Origin of the sequence: Treponema parvum, from assembly GCF_017893965.1 — a bacterium.
GTDB lineage: Bacteria > Spirochaetota > Spirochaetia > Treponematales > Treponemataceae > Treponema_D > Treponema_D parvum.
In genome coordinates this window covers 1,801,793-1,822,200 of record NZ_CP054142.1, presented here as the reverse complement: position 1 = coordinate 1,822,200, position 20,408 = coordinate 1,801,793, and the positions used below count along the sequence as shown (strand labels likewise).

The 20,408-nt window shown below is 44.8% G+C and carries 18 protein-coding genes; 14 read left to right on the top strand and 4 right to left on the bottom strand.

Translation table 11 applies throughout. The features are described from left to right. From HRQ91_RS08030 to HRQ91_RS08020, 3 genes are read left to right on the top strand one after another with little or no spacing between them, the layout of a single operon-like run. Nucleotides 1-1,407, top strand: a complete 1,407-nt coding sequence (locus HRQ91_RS08030; protein WP_210119063.1) for a CheR family methyltransferase — start codon at nucleotides 1-3, stop codon at nucleotides 1,405-1,407. 23 nt (nucleotides 1,408-1,430) lie between these two features. After that, entirely contained in the window at nucleotides 1,431-1,916 is a 486-nt protein-coding gene (locus HRQ91_RS08025) for a chemotaxis protein CheX (protein WP_210118210.1), read from the top strand. Nucleotides 1,917-1,934: 18 nt separating this feature from the next. Then, the gene (locus HRQ91_RS08020) at nucleotides 1,935-2,372 is read left to right on the top strand and encodes a response regulator (protein ID WP_210118211.1); all 438 of its coding nucleotides are present in this window, start codon (nucleotides 1,935-1,937) and stop codon (nucleotides 2,370-2,372) included. Nucleotides 2,373-2,504: 132 nt separating this feature from the next. Here the strand turns inward: HRQ91_RS08020 and HRQ91_RS08015 are convergent, their stop codons facing one another. Genes HRQ91_RS08015 through HRQ91_RS08005 form a run of 3 tightly spaced genes read right to left on the bottom strand, consistent with a single transcriptional unit; the run spans nucleotide 2,505 to nucleotide 4,886 of the window. Next, on the bottom strand, nucleotides 2,505-3,233 hold the full coding sequence (locus tag HRQ91_RS08015) for a hypothetical protein (protein ID WP_210118212.1): 729 nt from the start codon (nucleotides 3,231-3,233) through the stop codon (nucleotides 2,505-2,507). A gap of 46 nt (nucleotides 3,234-3,279) precedes the next feature. Next, on the bottom strand, nucleotides 3,280-3,846 hold the full coding sequence (gene efp, locus HRQ91_RS08010; RefSeq protein WP_210118213.1) for an elongation factor P: 567 nt from the start codon (nucleotides 3,844-3,846) through the stop codon (nucleotides 3,280-3,282). 41 nt (nucleotides 3,847-3,887) lie between these two features. Continuing rightward, nucleotides 3,888-4,886 (bottom strand): amino acid--tRNA ligase-related protein, encoded by a 999-nt coding sequence (locus tag HRQ91_RS08005; protein ID WP_210119062.1) that lies wholly within the window; start codon nucleotides 4,884-4,886, stop codon nucleotides 3,888-3,890. A gap of 45 nt (nucleotides 4,887-4,931) precedes the next feature. Between HRQ91_RS08005 and HRQ91_RS08000 the strand changes: the two genes are divergently transcribed. Further along, nucleotides 4,932-5,639, top strand: a complete 708-nt coding sequence (locus HRQ91_RS08000; RefSeq protein WP_210119061.1) for a tRNA 2-thiocytidine biosynthesis TtcA family protein — start codon at nucleotides 4,932-4,934, stop codon at nucleotides 5,637-5,639. A 2-nt stretch (nucleotides 5,640-5,641) separates the two neighbouring features. On the opposite strand, the gene HRQ91_RS07995 is transcribed toward HRQ91_RS08000, so the two are convergent. Then, nucleotides 5,642-6,472, bottom strand: a complete 831-nt coding sequence (locus HRQ91_RS07995) for an SDR family NAD(P)-dependent oxidoreductase (protein ID WP_210119060.1) — start codon at nucleotides 6,470-6,472, stop codon at nucleotides 5,642-5,644. A 354-nt stretch (nucleotides 6,473-6,826) separates the two neighbouring features. On the opposite strand from HRQ91_RS07995, the gene HRQ91_RS07990 reads away from it, so the two are divergent. The 10 genes from HRQ91_RS07990 (at nucleotide 6,827) to HRQ91_RS07945 (ending at nucleotide 20,375) form a co-directional block, all read left to right on the top strand. Next, nucleotides 6,827-8,014 carry an oxygen-binding di-iron domain-containing protein gene (locus tag HRQ91_RS07990; protein WP_210119059.1) on the top strand — a complete coding sequence of 396 codons (1,188 nt, stop codon included), beginning with the start codon at nucleotides 6,827-6,829 and terminating at the stop codon, nucleotides 8,012-8,014. 41 nt (nucleotides 8,015-8,055) lie between these two features. Continuing rightward, nucleotides 8,056-8,214, top strand: a complete 159-nt coding sequence (rd, locus tag HRQ91_RS07985) for a rubredoxin (protein WP_210118218.1) — start codon at nucleotides 8,056-8,058, stop codon at nucleotides 8,212-8,214. A gap of 6 nt (nucleotides 8,215-8,220) precedes the next feature. Next, nucleotides 8,221-8,907: a Crp/Fnr family transcriptional regulator gene (locus HRQ91_RS07980; protein WP_210118219.1), complete on the top strand. Its 687-nt coding sequence runs from the start codon at nucleotides 8,221-8,223 to the stop codon at nucleotides 8,905-8,907. Between the two features lie 100 nt (nucleotides 8,908-9,007). Next, nucleotides 9,008-12,556, top strand: a complete 3,549-nt coding sequence (nifJ, locus tag HRQ91_RS07975) for a pyruvate:ferredoxin (flavodoxin) oxidoreductase (protein WP_210119058.1) — start codon at nucleotides 9,008-9,010, stop codon at nucleotides 12,554-12,556. A 148-nt stretch (nucleotides 12,557-12,704) separates the two neighbouring features. Continuing rightward, nucleotides 12,705-13,682: a TRAP transporter TatT component family protein gene (locus tag HRQ91_RS07970; protein WP_210119057.1), complete on the top strand. Its 978-nt coding sequence runs from the start codon at nucleotides 12,705-12,707 to the stop codon at nucleotides 13,680-13,682. 30 nt (nucleotides 13,683-13,712) lie between these two features. Continuing rightward, complete coding sequence (dctP, locus tag HRQ91_RS07965; protein WP_210119056.1) at nucleotides 13,713-14,747, top strand: TRAP transporter substrate-binding protein DctP; 1,035 nt, start codon at nucleotides 13,713-13,715, stop codon at nucleotides 14,745-14,747. Further along, complete coding sequence (locus HRQ91_RS07960) at nucleotides 14,748-16,580, top strand: TRAP transporter large permease subunit (protein WP_210119055.1); 1,833 nt, start codon at nucleotides 14,748-14,750, stop codon at nucleotides 16,578-16,580. It begins immediately after the preceding gene. A gap of 57 nt (nucleotides 16,581-16,637) precedes the next feature. After that, nucleotides 16,638-18,050, top strand: a complete 1,413-nt coding sequence (locus tag HRQ91_RS07955; protein WP_210119054.1) for a glycoside hydrolase family 3 N-terminal domain-containing protein — start codon at nucleotides 16,638-16,640, stop codon at nucleotides 18,048-18,050. Beyond that, on the top strand, nucleotides 18,047-18,901 hold the full coding sequence (locus tag HRQ91_RS07950; RefSeq protein WP_210119053.1) for an RsmB/NOP family class I SAM-dependent RNA methyltransferase: 855 nt from the start codon (nucleotides 18,047-18,049) through the stop codon (nucleotides 18,899-18,901). The genes HRQ91_RS07955 and HRQ91_RS07950 overlap by 4 nt, the downstream gene beginning before the upstream one ends. A gap of 238 nt (nucleotides 18,902-19,139) precedes the next feature. Further along, complete coding sequence (locus HRQ91_RS07945; RefSeq protein ID WP_210119052.1) at nucleotides 19,140-20,375, top strand: HD domain-containing phosphohydrolase; 1,236 nt, start codon at nucleotides 19,140-19,142, stop codon at nucleotides 20,373-20,375. Nucleotides 20,376-20,408 lie beyond the last annotated feature (33 nt).

The window sequence follows — 20,408 nt, the reverse complement described above, 5'->3', positions numbered from 1 at the left end:
ATGGATGCTTCTAACGAATTAGCCGTTAAAAATCAGACGGATACTGAATTGCTTGATAAGGACGACGAAAATTCCGAAAAAGAAAAAATTTCTGCCGTTGATTTTAAAATGATAACGTTTTCGTTAGCCGGAAAAGATTACGCTATCGATATAATGAAAATAAAGGAAATAGCGAAGGTTGGACACTTTACCTACGTTCCGAATGTTTTGCCCTTTGTTGTAGGAGTGTATAATCTCCGCGGCGATATTATTCCGATCATAGATTTCAGACTGTTTTTTAATATCGACGTGCCGGCCAAGAAAATCGACGAGCTGGAAAACCTGCTTATCGTAACAGTAGGAGAGCAAACCTTCGGCGCCGTCGTCGATGAAATTCATTCCGTAGTCGGCATTCAAAAAGACACCATTCAGCCGCCTCATCCCTTGTTCGGCGATATAAGCATAAGATATATCTACGGAGTGGTTGAAAGCGGAAGGCAGCTGTATATCTTGCTTGACATAGATCGAATTTTCAGCGGAAAGATCGACGCCGAAATTGCAAAACCAATTAAACCTGTGGTTTTACAGCAGCCGTCCGCAGCGGCGCCGGCAGGCAGAAGTGCCGCAAATGCAGTTCCCTCTTCATCGCCGGCTAATGCCGCTTCAGCAGCGGCTTCTTCCGAAGCAAGCGACAAGGACTATAACTTTATTGTTCATGATTTGCAGGCGATCGAAGAATTTTATGTGTCGCATATAAATGAAAGCTGGGTAAAGCGTCGTTTCGCCGAATGGGTTAAACTTTGCGCCGGAAAGACCACGCAGCTTCAAAATAAAGAAAAGGCCGACGAATTTCTCGGTCCGTTTTGGTCGAAGGGTTCGTCTTCCTGGTGGCCGCGAGCTCTGGCGGATAACATCTATAAACTGTTGCCGGATAACGTTGCAAAACAGATCATCGTATGGAACATAGGATGCGGCAAGGGACATGAAACGTATTCTTTAGCTTGCCTTCTTAAAAAGCGCTATCCGGAAGCCAAGATCAGAATCTACGCTCACGATAAGGATCTTCTAAATGTATCCAACGCGCCTCTTTTGTCCATAGAAGCGTCTTTTGCAAACGATTGGTATGCTCCGTACGTAACCCATAAAGCCAACGGTGAGTATACGTTTACTCAAGAAATAAAAGATTCTATAATGTTTGAATACCATGATTGTTCGAATACCAACGTACTTCCTATGGTTGATATCATTTTTGCGCGCGATGTTGTTTCTCTGCTTCCGCAAAACGTGCAAGACCCGCTTATTGACGACTTTGCCGAAAAGCTGAAAGGAAACGGAATCGTCGTCTTAGGTGAAAATGAATCATTGTCCGCCCGACACGGATGGGAAGAGAAGATGATAGATTCTCTTTTCATTTACAGCAAACAATAATAAACTTATAAGGAGAAATATGTATGCGTGTAGAGTATATTAACCCCTTTGTTGAGATTTCATACAATGTCTTAAAAGAGGTTCTCGACGGATCTGATGTAAAACGCGGAAATTTGTATTTAAAATCCACCGCGATGCCTATGATGGGCGTTGCCGCCTTGGTGGGACTTGCAGGCGATGTAGAAGGCCGTGTTCTTTTTGACATGACATCGGATACCGCTCTTAAGATCGCTTCAAAAATGAACAACGAAACTCTCACAAGTTTTGACGATCTTGCGAAGGCTACGATCAGCGAATTGGCGAACATCATCACGGCGCAGGCCGTAACCAAGCTTCACGAACTGGGTTTTAAATTTGATCTTACGCCTCCGGTTCTTTTTGTAGGCGAAAAAATGGAAATTGCCGCTTTAAGCGGAAATTCTTCCGAAAATATTGAGGCTCTTATAGTACCTCTTATAACGGAATACGGTAAAGTTGAAATAAATGTTTCTATTAGGGAACGCACATAATTTGGGGAGAGTAACGATATGAAAACAAAACAAGATTTTCCGTCAATCAACGAACGTCCGCCCGAGGGTGTAAAGCCGGACGGGTCCAAATACCGTGTCCTTATCGTAGATGATTCATTATTTGTCGCAAAACAACTCGGACAGATCCTTGCGAGCGAAGGTTATGAAGTGATTGCAACCGCCGAAGATGGAAAAGACGGACTTGATAAATACAAGGAATTGTTCCCGAACGTGGATTTGGTTACGATGGATATAACTATGCCCAAGATGGACGGAATTACGGCTCTTGAGCAGATAATGGCTTTTGATAAAAACGCAAAAGTTATCATGGTCAGCGCTCTCGGAAAAGAGGAATTGGTAAAAAAATCTTTGCTTCTCGGAGCAAAAAATTACATCATAAAACCACTTGACCGTAAAAAGGTGCTTGAACGCATTTCCGCTTCATTGAATAAATAGTTTTGCAAAAAAATATTTGCATAAATTAAAAGGCTGCCGCAGCGTTTGTGCTTTTGCGGCAGTTTTTTTGTTTTAAAGGCGGTGTGTGTGGCGATTGCCGCTGCCGGTATGAAGAATTTATCTGTATCCGCCTTAATAGCAGATTAATTTATAGCATTTGTTTGAATATAAAATATCCATTCTGCAGTTTTTGCAGCGATTTAAGCACGCGCGTAGGCGGGAAATATAAGAAGACACGCTTCCCGGGCACGCTGTTCTTCCGTTTAATAGTACGGTGTGCCTCAGTTCGTCAACAGAAACAAAAATCCCCATTCTTTCGTATAAAAATTCAAAAAGATGAAAAACCGAAGGCGGCATTTTCATCTTTTTCCTTAATTCATAAATATTTATACCGTCCGGTTTTTGAGGCGGGCTTTGCATCTTATTGTCGATTTCTTTGTCATGGAAGGGAAGCGGTTTTTGAATTAGAGGAATATACGGCTTTAATTCTTTGGAATCGACCGCCTGCGCGATGATATAAAACGCGTCTTTTAGAGGGCTTATGTCCAAATCTTTGAAATGCGTGCGGCATTGATACATCCAAAAACGCGCGCGGACGGTTTCGTCGGGATACGGGTCATTGTAAAATATCAGAGGCACGATACGATTTTTTTCTTTCATGTAGCGGTATATGTTCAGCACGTCGTGCTGAAACATAGAATAATCCATGACAAACAGCGAAGGCTTTTCGTCGCTTGAATTTAAAAGGTGAAAAAACATTTTTTGATTTTCTAATACGATTGTCTGATATCCGGCAGATTCCAGCTTGTCGGCAATTTTTTCGCAAACTTTGGGTTGGTTTGTAAAAAAATATATCAGCATATATTAATTTTATATTTAAGAGTTAATAAATGCAACTAAATATTATTTATTTGTTTATGCGCTCCAAATATTCATTTGTTTCCGTGTTTATCATTATCTTTTCGTTTTGCTTGATAAAAAGCGGAACGCGTACGGTAAGGCCGGTTTCGGTAGTTACGGGCTTTGTAGCGCCGCTTACGGTGTCACCCTTTACGTAATTTTCGCTTTCGGCTACGGTAAAGACCATTTTTTGCGGAATTTTTACGTCGATCGGGTTTTCTTCCCAGATAACTATCTGGTAATCCACGTCGTCGCGGAGATAATACTTCAAGTCCGGATTAAGTTCTACGGGAACTGAAATTTGATCGAATGTTTGGGTGTTTTGAAAGATATGGTTTTCCGGTTCGGAATACATAAACTGGGCGTTGATTGTCTCTACGGTTGCGTCTTCGACCATGTCAGGAGTTTTAAATACCTGCTGACTTAAAACCGAGCCGTCTTTTAAATTTTTAAGTTTGCAGCGTGCAAATGCGGTTCCTTTTCCCGGATTTACGAATTCTCTTTCCACTACAAGATACGGAGCGTTTTTAATTAAAAGGACTGTGCCTTTGTTTATTTCACCGCCTCTGATCATAATTTCCTCTCAAAATAAAAATATTCTTATATTCTAATGAATTACAGCATGAATGGCAATACGGATGAGATAGCCTTGTGACCCGATATCAGCGCGATAAGCCTGTCCATGCCCATGGCAACTCCCGAGCATTCGGGAAAATTTTTAAATATCTTCCAATATCCGGCGTCGACCATGTGTTTTACTTTTGCGTGCCGCGCTTTTGCTTTGCTTTCATTTTCAAAAAAGAGCCGCACTTTTTCGGGCGACGTTTCTTCGGTATAGCAGTTGGCAATTTCCATTCCGTTTGCATACAGCTCCCATCTTTCCTTCCATAATACTTTTCCTCCCTGTTCTGCAGGAATATCTTTTGCAAGGCAGGGAACTTGCACGGGATAATTCATGACGACAGTGGCCTTGTTTTCCGAAAGTTTTTGTTCGACGCATTGCACGAAAATCAATTCGAAAAGATCTTTCCACGAGCGGTTTTCAAAGGGGTCATCCGCAGGCTCCGCAATTCCCATGTTTCTTGCGTGATATACCAAGTCCGCCTGTTCCTGCGCGTCGGACAGTTTAAATCCTGCAAATTTTTCGAATGCTTCGTCCATCGTCATATAAGCAAACGGCGGGCGGATAAAACTCCAGTTGTCTTTTCCTGATTTTATAGGGGGAATTATGTATTTTATTAGTTCTTCGGTCAATTTCGCTGAAATTTTATAGTCGGCGTTCATAGTGTAATATTCGAGCATTGTGAATTCGGGATTATGAATGCGCCCCATGGATTCTATATTTCTGTAGCATTTTGAAATTTGAAAAACATCCGTCTTGTGCTGGGCTATTACGCGTTTCATATAAATTTCAGGGGAGGGGACAAGGTAAAGCTGACGGCTTATGCCGCTCCAAGGCTCAATGTATTCCGTTTTAAAAATTTCAATACAGCTTTCGGGAATAAGAGTCGCGCTTAAGGCCGGAGTGTCCAGCTCAAGGAATCCTTTTTTTATAAAAAAATCACGGATGCGCTGTATGGTGACGGCGCGCAGTTTGAGCATTTCCAGATCCATACTGAAATTATAGCAAAACGGCGTAAAAAAGTGTATAGTCTCGTTATGCCGCAACCGCTTTTGTTCCGTCTGATCGATAAAGCCGTTTTTGAATACGCTTTGATAGAAAAAGGCGACCGCATCCTTGTAGGAGCTTCGGGCGGAAAGGATTCTACGGCGCTTATCGAATACTTTGCCAATCGCCGCCGCAGACGTTCGGCAGATTTTGATTTTACGGCTCTTCATATTTCGTCGGAGATCACAAAGCCTTTAACCCCTGAGTTATCTTTATTATTCGACTCGTGGCGGGTAAAAACCGAAAATATCTATGTAAATGTTTTAGGAAGGATTAAACAGGGGCAAAAGATGAACTGCTGGTGGTGCTCTACTCAACGCCGCACGGAGCTTTTGCAATATGCGCTTTCAAACGGCTTTAACAAGATTGCGCTCGGTCATCATCTTGACGATATTCTTGAAACTTTGCTTATGAACGCTCTGGAACAGGGCGAGCTTTCCACTATGCCGCCCAGGTTAAAGTATGAAAAATATTCGGTAACGGTAATTCGGCCTCTCTGCTATGTTCCCGAGTCGCTTATAAAAAAACATGCCGAAGACCGCGGATATATGAGCGAGGTTTGCACCTGCGATCATCAAACGAATTCCCTTAGAAAGGAAGCGAGGGCTAAGCTTGAAACGCTGACCGACGGAAGCTGCGCAAAAAAAGAGCGGCTTTTTGCCGCCCTTAAAAATATCAAAAGCGAATATTTGCCGTAATTTTACCGGTTTTTCATAGGATTTGCGGGACGTTTTGCAAACTTGTATGTGAGGCGCGCTATAAAATATCTGCCGAAGAACCGGCTCAAAAAAGCCGTAACAGCCCATTTTGCGGACATTATTGCAGAATGTTTTCCCTTTGTAGATTTTTTTAAGCAGTGGGAGACCACTTTGGGAGCCGAAAGTCCGTGCAGAACTTCTTTTCTTGCGCCGTTGGAAGCCACGTTTGCAAATTCGGTGCTTACGGATCCGGGGCATAGAGCGCAAACCTTTATGCCTTTATCCGAAACTTCTGCGGCGAGCGCTTGTGTAAAGCTTAAGACATAGGATTTTGTCGCCGCGTATACGGCAAAATTTCCGAGCGGCATAAAGGCTGCAAGGCTCGATACGTTTATTATCTGTGATCCTTTTGCCATAAAAGGAAGCGCGTAGCCGCATATGCCTGTAAGAGCCGTGCAGTTAAGGTCTATCATGTCCATTTCGCGCTCCGTGTCCGTGTTCTCAAAAGGCCCGTAAGTTCCGAAGCCGGCGTTGTTTACAAGCATGGCGATCGAAATATCGTTTTTAGACGCTTCCTGTGCTAAAAGCTCTTTAAAATGCGCCGCTCCTTTTTTACCGCCTATGTCGATTTCGACGCTGCGGACGGACATGCCTTTTTTTTCGCCGCTTGTGTTCTTTGTCTGAGAGTGCAGTTCTTTTGCTAACGCGTCAAGTTTTTCCTTTCGGCGCGCCAAAAGCCACATTTCGTCGGCGGGCAGTTTAAAATACAGCTGTTTTGCAAATTCTCTTCCTATCCCGGAACTTGCGCCGGTAATGATAATAAGTTTTTTCATCGTTTTGAGTATATAAAAATATTTAGGGCAGTGTAAATATTGATGCGCAGCGTTGTCTTTGCGGATGCATTAGTTTTCTTCTTCTGAACGGATGCCTGATTAAGAAATTACGTTTTCTCTTCTAGGGTTACTGCATTATATACTGAGCCATACTTTATGATGCTGACTACTATATGTTAAAAAATACTCTCTTCTGTATCTTAAGATACAGATTAACCCACAGGATAGCTTTATAATACAAAAAACAGGCTGAAAAAATAAATGAGGTAAGAATAAACCCCATTTTGAAAGACGGCCAGGTCTTCGACCGCTTCATGATTGCCCGCCTGTTAACCTTTACTAAGGAGACTCGCAATGAAAAAATATGTAAAAGGTAACGTCAACTGGGTCGGCTATATCGACTGGGAGCTGAAGTGGTTCCACGGCGAGGATTACTCCATCAAGAACGGTTCCAGCCAGAACGCCTATCTCATCGAGGAGGAGAAGACCGTTCTTATCGACACAGTCTGGCTGCCACACCGATTCGAGTTCGTGGAGAATCTGGAAAAAGAGATTGACCTCCATAAGATCGATTTCATCGTGGCCAACCACGGCGAGTGCGATCATTCCGGATCTCTTGTGGCGTTGATGGAGAAGATTCCGGGCACGCCTATCTATTGCACTGCCAACGCCGTTAAGAGCATCGAAGGACAGTACGGCAAGCAGAACTGGAATTTCCACGTGGTTAAGACCGGCGACAGTGTGGACATTGGAAACGGAAAACAGCTTGTCTTTGTGGAAATGCGGATGCTCCACTGGCCGGACTCCATGGCAACGTATCTTACAGGTGACAACATCCTCTTCTCCAACGACGCCTTTGGGCAGCACTATGCGGTGGAGGAGTTGTTCAATGACAAGGCGGACCCGTGTCTGCTGAATAAAGAAGCCATGAAGTACTTTGTAAACATTCTCAATCCTTTTACTCCTATACTCATCAAGAAATTGGAGGAAATTGGAAAGCTCAACCTGCCCATCGAGATGATCGCCCCCTCTCATGGTGCCATCTGGAGAGAGAACCCTATGCAGATTGTGAATAAATACGCGGAATGGGCTGCGGCTTATCAGGAGAATCAGGTGACCGTGGTCTACGACACGATGTGGGAAGGCACCGCTAAGCTTGCTCATGCTATCGCTGCGGAACTGCATAAACAGAGTCCGGAAACGGTTGTCAAGGTTTTCAACCTCGCCAAAGCGGACAAAAATGAGATCATGACCGAGATTTTTAAATCCCGTGCCATCGCTGTGGGCAGTCCTACGGTTTCCAACAGCTACTTGTCTTCCGTAGCAGGCTGGCTGGAATTTTTAAAGCAGCTCAAGTTTAAAAATAAGAAGGCTGCAGCCTTTGGATGCTATGGCTGGAGCGGTGAGAGCGTAAAGCTCCTGCAGGAAAAATTACGGGAAGCAGGTTTCACCGTCGTTGAAGAGAATGTGCGCTCCCAGTGGAATCCGGCGGAGGCGGACTTCACTGCTATTCCGGCGTTGGCAATGGCGTTACTTGCATAAGTTGAAAATAAAAAAAACATGAAAAATAGGAGGTATTGGTAATGAAAAAGTATATTTGCGGCCCCTGCGGTTATGTATATGACCCTTCTGTAGGTGATCCGGACAGTGGTATTGCACCGGGAACCCCTTTTGAAGATCTCCCTGACGATTGGGTGTGTCCTGTTTGCGGTGCTGCAAAATCAGACTTTGAAGAAGAATAAATAAAAATGTCCGCCGAAGGCTATTATACAGCTCTCGAAAAAAGTAAACTCTTTCAAGGGCTTTCAGCCAAAGAAATCAAAGATGGCATAGATGATATATCATACGATATCAGGCGCTTTGAGGAAGGTGAAATTATTTATCACCTGATGGCAAAGGCGGACAGGATTGGAATCATCCTCAAAGGACGCGCACAGGCGCAAAAAATATACTCTAATGGAGATCAATTTTACTTTTCCGTCCGTGTGACGGGAGATATTATTGGCCCTGTTGCTGCCTTTTCCAGGTTACAACGTTATCCTTTTGAGGTAAGGGCATTGGAGCCGACAGAAATTCTGGTTTTTGAGTGCACGGGTTTCCTGCGACTCCTTCAAAGCGACGTACGCGTGATGAAAAATTTTCTAATTGAGCTGGCCTCTGCCAACTTCCTTCTCCAACAGCGGCTGGAACTCCTGACCTACAATGCGATTCAGCATAAGATCGCTTTTTATCTTCTCACGGCTTATACGGAATCAGGCAGAGGCAAGATCCTCATTCCGGATTCCATGACACGATGGGCACTAATGATGAATGTATCTCGTCCTTCTCTACATCGGGAGTTAAAAAAGATGGAGGCACTGGGGCTGCTTCGTTATTTGCCGCCAATGATTGAGATTGCGGACTCAGAAGGGCTCAAGAAACTGTTGGAACAATAAAGTGTTAAAAGAATTTGAGATAGAACATGTTTAATTTTTAGTAAATACAGGGTTTTTCTGCCGCCAATTCAGATTGATTATAAGAAAAGGAGACCATTACATGTTGGATTCAGAAAAGAAATACGAATCGATAGATGGAAATACCGCTACAGCTCATGCTGCTTATGCGTTCACCGAAGTGGCAGGGATTTATCCGATCACACCGTCCTCTCCCATGGCGGAGACAGTGGATTCTTGGTCAGCCTGCGGTAGAAAAAATCTGTTCGGCGCTCCCGTTAAGGTTGTGGAGATGCAGTCGGAGGGTGGTGCAGCCGGTACGGTGCACGGTGCTCTACAAGGAGGTGCACTTGCCGCTACTTTTACCGCCTCCCAAGGGCTGCTGCTCATGATTCCAAACCTTTATAAATGGAAGGGTGAGCTGTTGCCGGCTGTAGTTCATGTAGCGGCGCGCTCTCTCGCACTCCATGCCCTCAGTATTTTCGGAGATCATCAGGATGTGTACGCCTGTCGTCAGATTGGGACGGTGATGTTGTGTTCACATTCCGTCCAAGACTGTATGGATCTGGCTGGTTTAGCTCATCTGCTGGCCATAGACGCTTCTGTTCCGGTGATTCATTTCTTTGACGGCTTCCGCACATCCCATGAAATCCAGAAGGTTGAGGTCATGGATTATGAATACCTGCGCTCCCTTCTGCCAGAGGATAAACTTAAGGCGTTTCGGAATCGCGCGTTGAACCCTCACGGCAACTCCGTGGCTCGGGGCGGATCCCAAAACGACGATATTTACTTCCAAGCGATAGAAGCTCAGAATACCCACTTTGCCAGAGTGCCGGAAACCGCGGAACGGTATTTTGAAGAGATCAGCCGTCATACCGGAAGGATCTATGCCCCATTCGTATACTACGGTGCACCGAATGCAGATCGTATCATTGTGGCCATGGGCTCTGTGACGGACACCGTTACGGAAACGGTGGACGCCCTGAATACCAAAGGAGAGGCTGTCGGTCTTATAAAGGTCTACCTCTACAGGCCGTTCTCTATTTCTCATCTGAAGGCCGTTCTTCCAGACACCGTACGAAAGATAGCCGTATTGGATCGCACCAAGGAGACAGGCGCACGCGAGCCACTGTTTTTGGATGTGGATCACGCCCTACGAGATCGGAAAGACCTGACCATCATCGGTGGTCGTTATGGTCTAAGCTCAAAGGATACTAGGCCGTCTCAAATTGCGGCGGTTTTTGAAGAGTTAAAAAAAGATACACCAAAGTCGGAATTTACTATCGGGATTAAAGACGATGTTACCGGGCTGTCTCTTGTTCCTGTTCCTATCAACATTCCCAATCGCTATACTGCCTGTCTTTTCTTCGGTCTCGGTGCCGACGGTACTGTGGGTGCAAATAAGAGTACGGTCAAGATTATCGGCGACAACACATCGTTATATGCTCAGGCATACTTTGCCTATAATTCTCAGAAATCCGGAAATGTAACCCGTTCTCATCTGCGCTTCGGGTCAACCCCCATTCGATCCCCCTATTATGTGGAAGAGGCGGACTTCATTTCCTGTTCCACAGAAAGCTACTGCTTCAAATATGATATGCTAAAGCATTTGAAGGATGGAGGGACCTTCCTGCTGAACACAGTTCACTGCAAGGAGGAACTAGCGGATTATCTGCCTAAAAAGATGCTTGCACAGCTTGCGCACAAGCAAGCATCTTTTTACATCATTGATGCTACCGGTATCGCACAAAAATATGGCTTAGGCAGACATACCAATACCATTTTACAGGCATCTTTTTTCGCGCTTAATGAGCAGATCATGCCCTATTCCGTCGCCGCAGAGTATATGAAAGAAAGCGTGCGGCAAACTTACGCTCGTAAGGGTGCGGACGTGGTGCAGAATAATTTGGATGCTATCGACCAAGGAAAGCTCGGCCTAGTGCATGTTTATATAGCGGAAACATGGCAATCCTTTGATCCGTTCGTTCTGTTATATAAGAAAACCGGTGACGCCTATTTCGACGATAACGTGCTGGAGATGAACGCCTTAGAGGGCGACCGCATGCCGGTCTCAAAATTTACTAAGCATAGCATCCTAGATGGCTCTCTACCCGGAAATATCACTTTTCGGGAAAAGCGGAATATTGCCGCCTTTGTCCCAAAATGGGACGCAGAAAAGTGTATTGAGTGTGGAAAATGTGCTTTTGCTTGTCCGCATGCTACCATTCGCTCTTTCTTACTGAACGAAACGGAATTGGAGAAAGGACAGCAAATTGCGGCAGCGAATGGAATATCTTTTGATCATAAAGACCCAACCACAGTCTATCCGAAAGCAAAGGATGCGGGACTTAAATTCCGTATTCAGGTCTCAACTCAAAACTGTGTAGGCTGCGGCGTATGCTGGACAGTTTGTCCTGCGAATGCACTGCAGCCTGCTGAAAATGCACAGATGCGATCTCAGGAATCTCTGGCTGACTATTTATTTAAAGAGGTCTCCTACAGGGAGGAATATGGACGGCCCGGAACAGAGTCTGGAACGGCACTTAAAAAACCATATTTTGAGATTTCCGGATGCTGTCCCGGCTGCGGCGAAGCACCCTATTATCGGCTGATATCTCAGCTCTTTGGTCGGGATATGCTGGTGGCCAATGCAACCGGCTGCTCTATGATATACAGCTCTGCCACTCCATCTTCTCCGTTTGTGATTGATGAAAACGGTGAAGGTATAGCTTGGGCCAATTCTCTCTTTGAAGATAATGCTGAATATGGCTTCGGTATGGCTATAGCTCAGAATATAAAGAGCGCCAAAATCCTAAGAATCATGGAAGACAATATGAATTCAGTGGAACCAAAGCTTCGGGAACTATTCTACCGTTACGTTGAGGCTAATGGCGAACGAGATATCCAGAGAAGTATAAAAGAGGAACTACTCGTTGCTGTGGAAAGCTCCAATAATAAACATATAAAAGAGCTCTTGGAACTGCGCCAGGATTTAGTGGGGAAATCTGTCTGGATTGTTGGCGGGGATGGTTGGGCCTATGACATCGGATATGGTGGGCTCGATCATGTAGTGGCTAATGACTTGAATGTAAACATTCTGATTCTAGACACAGAGGTTTACTCCAATACCGGAGGACAATCCTCCAAGGCGTCTCAAGCTTCATCCGTCGGATTATTTGCCGCCGGCGGCAAAACGCTTGCCAAGAAGGATTTAGGACAAATTTTTATGGAGTATGGCACGGCATATATAGCTTCTATCTCTTTGGGCGCCAATCAACCTCAGGCTATCAAAGCGCTGCAGGAGGCGGAGAGTTATTCCGGGCCTTCCATTATTATCGCATATTCCCCCTGCATTGAACATGGTATCAAAGGCGGTTTGACCTATTCCTCTAATGTCCAGAAGAATGCGGTGGCTTGCGGCTATGTGCCTCTGTATCGATTTGATCCGAGAAAGGAAAAACCTCTGACAATAGATTCTAAAGCGCCTGATTGGAGTAAATTCCAAGCGTTTTTGATGAATGAAGCACGGTATTTCAATCTGCCGCGGTTGAAAGGGGAAGAAACGGCAAAAATAATGTTTGCAAAGACGCTCTCTGACGCAAAAATTAGATATGAGAAACTAATTCAAAAACAAAAATTGCAAGAAGAATGATTACTGGTTGTTTATAGGGAGTTGTTTAATTTGAACGTCTGAAACGGCGCAGTACAATTTCACAGGTTTCAAACCGAATATTTCCTCGATAGTCTCTCTAAATATTGTTCTTTTTTTTTATCTCTTTTATACTTATTGGTATACGGTTATGATAAAAAAATTATTTGTTTTAAAACTTTTTTTGTTTTTAATTTTCTTTACGTCGTGTTCTTCGCTAAAGAAGATAGGAACGAATGCGGTAGCGGATATGCTTTCAGGCGCCGACAAAAACGGCTGTGAAATTCAAAAAAAGGCGGGGAGCGCGGATCCTCTCACAGCCGTAACGGGAGAATCCGACACCGTTCTTATTGCGAATTTTTTTCCTTCCGCTCTTAAGGTTTATGAGATAATGCAGGCGGGAAATCCTGAACACGGCGGACTTTCGGTCATGTGCGGACAGCTTAACGTTATGTACGCAAACGCCTTTGTGCAAGATCCCGCCGATCTTTTGTCCGTAGAAAATTTCGATAAAAAAGATTCCGAATACAGACGGGCCGAAATGCATTATATGCGGGGAAGCGATTATGTTTTTTCCGCTTTGGACAGGCGATATAAAGGTTTTTCGGATGCGATCCTTTCCGGTGAAGAAAAAATTTTCAAACCTGCGATAGGCAAGTTAAAAAAGAGCGACGTAAACGCCGCTTATTGGGCCGCCGCCGGAAGACTCGGCGCTTTTTCTTTGGATCCTTTAAATCCCGACCTTCTGAAGTGTTTAAGAGGGCTTGTGGCCTTGCTTGAAAAAGCGTCGGAACTTTCACCCGATTATTCGGACGGAGCCGTATGGAGCCTCTTGTTCGTCTTTTATGTTTCCGCCCCTGCCGATTTCGGAGGCGATCTTGAAAGAGGTCTTTATTGCTATAGAGAAGCATTGCGGGTTTCAGGCGGTAAAAACGCCGGACATTATGTGGGATATGCGGAAAGTTATTGCATTCCTCAAAACGACGAAGAAGGATTTGTAAACGCTCTTAAAGCCGCGCTTGCCATTGATCCTGATAAAGATCCTTCTAACCGTCTTATGACGATTATCTATCAGAACAAGGCGCGAAGACTTTTAGCTTCGCAGGAAGATTATTTTCTTCACTGGTAAATTTACCGGTAAAAATTCGGGAGGGATTTTATGAGTATTAAAAAAATCATAAACATAACGCTTTTCTTCGCAGCTGCGGCCTTGCTGTCCGCCCAAACGGCCCGCATAAAGATCGCAACCATAGCGCCGGCAAGGTCTTCGTGGGATATCGAAGAAAACGCCATGGCGCAGGAGTGGGCAAAGATTACGGGCGGAGCTGTAACATTGCAGTTTATGAGCGCTACCGCAATGGGCGGAGAAGGCGGTGTAGTTCAAAAACTAAATTCCGTGCGTCCCGGTCAGCGCGCTCCGATCGGAGGGGCAGTGTTTACGAGCTTGGGCGTAAACGAGCTTGTGCCTGAAGCAAATATTCTTACCATGAGCGTTCCCGGTCTGTTCCGTGATCAAAAAGAAGTCAGTATGGCGCTAGAAGAATTTTCTTCTGAAATGCAAAAGCCTATTTTAGATAGAGGGTACGTAGTTTTAGGGTGGTTTTCTGTCGGCTGGGCATATTTTTTTACAAAGAACGAGGCCAGAACTCCCGAAGCCCTTAAAAAACAGCGCCTCTGCGTGGGAAGTCTTACGGCTCCGGCTTTAACCAACGCGTTTAAGGCTGCCGGTTACACGACGATGGACGTTCCTGCTGATAAACTTCTTCAAAGCTTAAAAACGCCCGGAGGCGTCGAGGGCTTGTATACACTTCCCATGTATGCGTACGCCGCACAGTATTGTAAGAGCGTGCCTTATATTTTGGACGTTCCGCTCTGCCCTGTAATGGCGGCCTTTCTTATTTCCAAAGACGTATGGGATGAAATTCCCGAAAAATATAAGCCTGCCATGATTGAAGCGGTAAAAAATGCGGAAAAGAAATTCATAGTTTCACAGGAAAAGGACAATACTGAATATTTGAGCCGCTGTCGCGATTCCGGGGCAACGCTTGTTTCACTCGATTCGTCCGAGCGCAAAGCTTTTCAGGATTCGTTCATCGCCGATTCAAAAAAAATGTACGAAGCTAAGGAGCCTGTAGTAAACAAAGCCTTGTACGATAAAATTTCGGCTTTTGTAAAAAAGAGCAGAGGTGAATAATTGCTGCATAAGATTGAAGACAAGACTACGCAAATACTGGTTGGACTTCTTGCTGTACTGCCTTTGGTTTTTAAAGTTTTCCAAGACGGATTTCATATTGCCGTTTCTGATGCCGACTCCGTTCTCGTAAATCTTGTTTTTTTGTTTTTTTGTTTTTCAGGGATTATCACATGGCAATCTGGGCGTCATCTTAGTCTTGCTTCTCTTTTAGGAAAAGCACCCGATAAGATACGGGCCGTTTTTTTTCAGGTAAGAGCTTGCGCGATCTCGTTTGTGATAACCGCCTTGTTTTTCGATTCTTTTTGCCAGATGGTAAATCCCGAACAGCTTTCAAACACTGCGTGGGGAATTCCTTTAAAAATCTTTTTTGCTTTTTTGCCTCTCTGTTATTTTGGAATCGAAGTCTTTTGTCTTAAAGAAAAAGAAGGCCGCCTTGCCTCCGTTTTAGGGATTTTTTTTGGATTTTTTGTCGCACTGGGGCCTTTTACAGGAATTTTGTATTACCTTTTCGGCGTCCAAAACGCTCCGGCCTTATATAAGTTAAACGATCTTTGGCTTTCGTTTTCGGAAACGGCCTTTATACCGGCGATCTTGTTTTTTATTTTGCTCGCGTTTATAGGACTTCCGCTTTTTATTGTCATAAGCGGCATAACGTATGTCGCTTTTTCTCAGGCGGGCGGATATGTGGACGTGATTCCGCTTGAAACTTACAGGATCCTTACCGACAAAAGTGTTGCGGCAATTCCCTTGTTTACCATAGCGGGATATATTCTTTCTCAAGGAAGCGCCGGCAAAAGATTTGTCGCCCTTTTTAACGCTGCGTTCGGCTGGTTCCGCGGAGGAACAGTAGTTGCAGCCGTAATAGTCATGGCGTTTTTTACCACTTTTACGGGCGTGTCCGGCGTTACCGTTTTGGCCTTGGGCGCACTTTTGTCGCTCATCCTTACCGAATCGGGTTATACGAAAGAGAGGGCGGAATCCCTGATCACTTCTTGCGGAGCGTTGGGGCTTCTTTTTCCGCCCAGCGTGGCGATAATCATGTACGCAACGGTCAATTATTTTTCGGTTGACGTTATACATTTGTTTGTGGCGTCGCTGTTCCCAGGCTTCCTAATGTCGTTTGCCATGATAGTGCTTGGAATTTTTTTTGACCGCCGCAAAAGCCGTCCCGCGTTCTCCTTTTCAAAGATATTTCAGGCCGTAAAAGAATGTATTTGGGAACTGCTTTTGCCCCTGATCATATGCGTAGGATACTTTTCCGGTTTTTTCGATTTGTTTCAGATCGCCTCATTCAGCGTGCTGTATGCCTTTTGTCTTGCCGCGTTTATCAGAAAAGATTTTACTTTTTCGAGTACATGTTCCATAGTCGGTGACAGCATTCCCGTTTCAGGCGGAGTTCTGTTTATTTTAGGAGCCGCCGCGGGACTTTCATATTTTATGCTTGACGCGGACGTCCCGAACCTTCTTGCGTCGGCCATAACGAAATACGTGGCGAACAAATATGTTTTTCTCATATTGATGAATCTTTTGCTGCTTGCGGTAGGCTGCCTTATGGACATATATTCGGCGATACTCATTGTTTCCCCGCTTTTAATTCCGCTTGCGGAATCTTTCGGCATTACGCCGCTGCAGTCAGGCGTAATATTCTTGATGAATCTTTCAATAGGATTTTTAACGCCCCCCGTCGGCATGGATCTTTTTATAGCCTCCTATACTTTTAAAAAACCCATAGGCAAGGTTGTAAAGGGAATTTTGCCCTTTCTCGCCGTACAGCTTTTTGTCTTAGTCCTTGTGACCTATGTTCCTTGGTTTACCCATGCCTTTGTAAAATAGGTTGCCGCATTGCAAATTAATTGATATTTTGTTCGGCGGCTGAATTTTAAGGATTGTATGAAAAAAACAAAAGTTTTTTTGTCCGTTTTTATTTTTACAGCTTGCTGCGTTTTTTTGTCATGCCGCCAAAATTCGGCTTCATTGTCTAAAAAGGAGCGTTTTGCACGCGCTTCTGCGAATAAAACGCAGGCGGCTCTCATTGAAATTCAAAAAAAACAAGACGAAGCCGTTCGCTCATATATATCGTCCTTGCCGGAAGAGCAAAAAATTTCCCAACTTTTTCTTGTGAATATTGTCGGAAGCGATAAATTTTTTCCGGTCGAGCGTTCCGCTTCCGTTTACGATAAAGGCGGAGAGCGCTATCTTGTTCCCGGAGGCTGCCTGTTTTTTTCTTACAATATCGCGCATTCGCCTGAAAAGATTATCGCATTTAACGACTCTATCCGGGATTTTTGTGTAAAAAACAATATAGTTCCTCCGTTTTCGGCCTTGGATCAGGAAGGCGGCGCGGTAAGCCGTCTTCGCGGTATTGCAGGTCCTCTCCCTTCGAACAAACGCGTCCGTGAACGTCTAAGCGTAGAAAAAGCGTATCGCTTGTATTTTTTGCAAGGCATGCAGATGAAGGAATTGGGATTTCATATGAACCTTGCGCCCGTGGCGGAACCTGAAAACGATGAAAACCGGCTTTTTTTAGGCGACCGCAGTTACGGCGGCGTCGCAGATGTGATCGCCTACGGCACGGCAGCCTTAAACGGCTTTGAAAACGGCGGCGTCGGCTGCATTTTAAAGCATTTTCCGGGGAATACGAGTACGGATCCTCATTCGGGGCTGCCTGAAATTACATGGAACAAGGCAGAGCTTAAAAAAAATGCTCTTATTCCGTTCGGGAGGCTTGTTATGAGACAGCCTTCCGGCGTATTGATGACACATGCAAGATTCGCTTCTTTTGATGCTCATGATGCTGACGCTCATGATGCGAAAAATCCTGCCTGCCTGTCGTCTTATTGGATAAGCGAAGTTTTGCGCGCCGGTCTGGGACATGAAGGAATAGTTGTCTCCGACGATATTTTTATGGACGCTTTGCAGAAAAACGGATTTCCGCCTGAAAAAGCGGCGGTTATGGCTGTAAAAGCCGGCATAGACTGTATTATGATTTCAGAAAAACGCTTTGCGCCTTTTGCAGGCATACTTATAAGGGAAACCCAAAAAGATTCTGAATTCCGCCGCCGCGTAGACGAAGCCGTAAAACGTATGATAAATTGGAAAATCAAAAAGAACATACTGTGCGTTTGCTGTGATGAAGGCGGGAATTATTTTGTGCGTGCACATCTTCCCGAATCCGCGGAAAAACGCTTGAAGCGTTTTTCCGCGGCCCGTTCTGAAAACATTGAAATTTACAGGCAGGAATTTTTACTTTCACAGGACAAGAGTTTTGCTTCCGGAAGTGAAAGCGCGGGGATAAAAATGTGAGCAAAAAAATACGGGAAAAAGAAAAGTTACGCGGAGAATCGGGCTTTGAAGCGTTCTACTCAGGTCTGTTTGCCGAAAGATGGCCGGCTTTAAAAGAAGCTCTTTGCGGATCCCCGCGCTACGCGGAATGGAATGCCGGCGGTGAAAAAACTTATTTTCTTGACGCGGGAAGCGTAGCCGCCGCAGCAGCCCTGCCGCTTAAAGGAGCTAAAAACATACTTGACTTATGCGCCGCTCCGGGCGGAAAAGCCTTGGTGCTTGCTTCTCTCATGGACGGTGACGCAAGGCTTACGGCGAACGACCGTTCCGTTTCAAGAAAACAAAGGCTTCTAAAAGTGTGCCTTGACTCTTTGCCGCAAAGCGTGTATGAAAGGGTGTCGATCGTGTGCAGCGACGGCGCAAAATGGTGCGTAAAACGATCCGAATATTTTGACCGTATTTTGCTTGACGCTCCCTGTTCTTCTGAGCGTCATATCATTTCCGATTCAAAGTATCTTCTCGAGTGGTCGCCTTCGCGTATAAGGACACTGGCGATCGAACAGTGGGCATTGCTTTCTTCGGCATACCGTGTGCTTTCTCCTGGAGGATTTTTGCTTTATTCCACTTGTTCTCTGTCTTCTTATGAAAACGACGATATAATAGACCGCCTTTTGACAAAATTTCCGCAAGCCAAGGCCGTTTTTCAAGGCGAAAAGCAGCCGCCGCCTTTGATAGATGCCATAAAGAAATTTACCCGTGCGGACATGCCTTCGGCGGAGCCTTCAAAATACGGGTTTCATATTCTTCCCGACAGACAAAACGGCGCGGGCCCCTTGTTTTTTGCACTTATTCAAAAGCCGGAACTTATTTAAGTTTCCCAACCCTTTAGTGTGCCTACTGAATGGCGAGTTTTGGAAACGAGATGCGAAGGCGAGGTTCCGGTTGCGTGCCGCTTCGAGCGTTATGCTTACAGAATTCTACTCTAAAAGCTCGACCGCGGCTAAGCAGACGGGTTCTAGCCGAAAGCATAACATTATCAGCTGATATTTCCAAAGCTTGATATTTGAGTGAATTATTGTTTTTATTTTCAAAACGGTATATATTTAAAACATGGTTAAAAATACCAAAGCAAAAAAGTTACAAAGCATTATTGAAGTTGTCAGGCGGTTTTCCCGCATACAGGATTTGGACGTATTGTTCGAACATATTTTGACGGAAGCGCGTAAAATAGTGAATGCGGACGCCGGGTCCGTGTATTTTGTTATAGGAAATCATCTGCACATTAAATATGCGCAAAACGATACCGTTGCAAAGCGTACTGCCGGCGGAAAAATTCCTTACACGTATTTTTCTTTTCCGATAGACGATAAATCAATGTCCGGCTATGTAGCCCTCACCGGAAAAGAATTGAATATTAAAGACGCTTATAGTATTCCTTCCGATCTCCCTTATTCGTTCAACTCCGGTACCGATATGGTGACGGAGTACAGAACTCGTTCCGTCTACACGATTCCTCTGAAGTCTTCGATGGGAAAGGTCATTGGCGTTTTGCAGATGATAAATGCGAAGGATGAAAATTCCAATGTCATACCTTTCGGGAGGGACGCGAAACTTTACCTTTCTCAGTTTGTTTCAAGCGCTGCTCAGGTTTTGGAACACACATCTTTATCGGACGAAATGATCCGCAGAATGCTTTTGATGGCTTCGTTCCGCGATCCTAAAGAGACGTACAGACATGTTGAAAGAGTTTCCCGCTTTTCGGTTGAAATTTATGACTGCTGGGCTCAAAATCATAATGTGCCTCCTACGGAAAGGGTGCATTTCCGCGATAACCTTCGCATTGCGGCGAAATTTCACGATATCGGAAAGATCGGCATTCCCGATATGATCTTAAAAAAGACTTATCCCAGGCTTGAAATCGACGAGCGTTCCATAATAATGGGACATACGTGTTTGGGCGCTAAACTGTTTGAAAAAGGAAATACCGAAACCGATAAGATGTCTTACGAAGTTACTCTGCATCACCATGAAAGGTGGGACGGCGGAGAAAGCGGATACCCAGGGCAGGTAAATCTTGACGATTTTGTCATAGGTAAGCCCATTCCGCCGGCAAAACATTTAAAGGGCAAAAAAATTCCTTTAGCCGCCAGAATAGTCGCAGTCGCCGATGTGTTTGACGCTCTGAGTCACAAAAGATCCTATAAGGAAGCGTGGAGCGTGGAAGACGCCATAGAAGAAATTAAAAAGAGTTCCGGCTCTCACTTTGATCCTGAGGTAGTCGACGCGTTTTTGCAGGTTCAGGATCGCATACTTTCGATCTATCGCTTGCATCCGGACGAGGATTAACGGCAGATATAATCGGATATTGCTTATCGCTCG

Coding starts and splice junctions, on each gene's coding strand:
- HRQ91_RS08005 (WP_210119062.1), bottom strand. CDS start 4,886: ATGGATCTGGAAATGCTCAAACTGCGCGCCGTCACCATACAGCGCATC.
- dctP (WP_210119056.1), top strand. CDS start 13,713: ATGAGTATTAAAAAAATCATAAACATAACGCTTTTCTTCGCAGCTGCG.
- HRQ91_RS08025 (WP_210118210.1), top strand. CDS start 1,431: ATGCGTGTAGAGTATATTAACCCCTTTGTTGAGATTTCATACAATGTC.
- HRQ91_RS08030 (WP_210119063.1), top strand. CDS start 1: ATGGATGCTTCTAACGAATTAGCCGTTAAAAATCAGACGGATACTGAA.
- efp (WP_210118213.1), bottom strand. CDS start 3,846: ATGATCAGAGGCGGTGAAATAAACAAAGGCACAGTCCTTTTAATTAAA.
- rd (WP_210118218.1), top strand. CDS start 8,056: ATGAAAAAGTATATTTGCGGCCCCTGCGGTTATGTATATGACCCTTCT.
- HRQ91_RS07995 (WP_210119060.1), bottom strand. CDS start 6,472: ATGAAAAAACTTATTATCATTACCGGCGCAAGTTCCGGGATAGGAAGA.
- HRQ91_RS07990 (WP_210119059.1), top strand. CDS start 6,827: ATGAAAAAATATGTAAAAGGTAACGTCAACTGGGTCGGCTATATCGAC.
- nifJ (WP_210119058.1), top strand. CDS start 9,008: ATGTTGGATTCAGAAAAGAAATACGAATCGATAGATGGAAATACCGCT.
- HRQ91_RS07980 (WP_210118219.1), top strand. CDS start 8,221: ATGTCCGCCGAAGGCTATTATACAGCTCTCGAAAAAAGTAAACTCTTT.
- HRQ91_RS07970 (WP_210119057.1), top strand. CDS start 12,705: ATGATAAAAAAATTATTTGTTTTAAAACTTTTTTTGTTTTTAATTTTC.
- HRQ91_RS08000 (WP_210119061.1), top strand. CDS start 4,932: ATGCCGCAACCGCTTTTGTTCCGTCTGATCGATAAAGCCGTTTTTGAA.
- HRQ91_RS08015 (WP_210118212.1), bottom strand. CDS start 3,233: ATGCTGATATATTTTTTTACAAACCAACCCAAAGTTTGCGAAAAAATT.
- HRQ91_RS08020 (WP_210118211.1), top strand. CDS start 1,935: ATGAAAACAAAACAAGATTTTCCGTCAATCAACGAACGTCCGCCCGAG.
- HRQ91_RS07945 (WP_210119052.1), top strand. CDS start 19,140: ATGGTTAAAAATACCAAAGCAAAAAAGTTACAAAGCATTATTGAAGTT.
- HRQ91_RS07955 (WP_210119054.1), top strand. CDS start 16,638: ATGAAAAAAACAAAAGTTTTTTTGTCCGTTTTTATTTTTACAGCTTGC.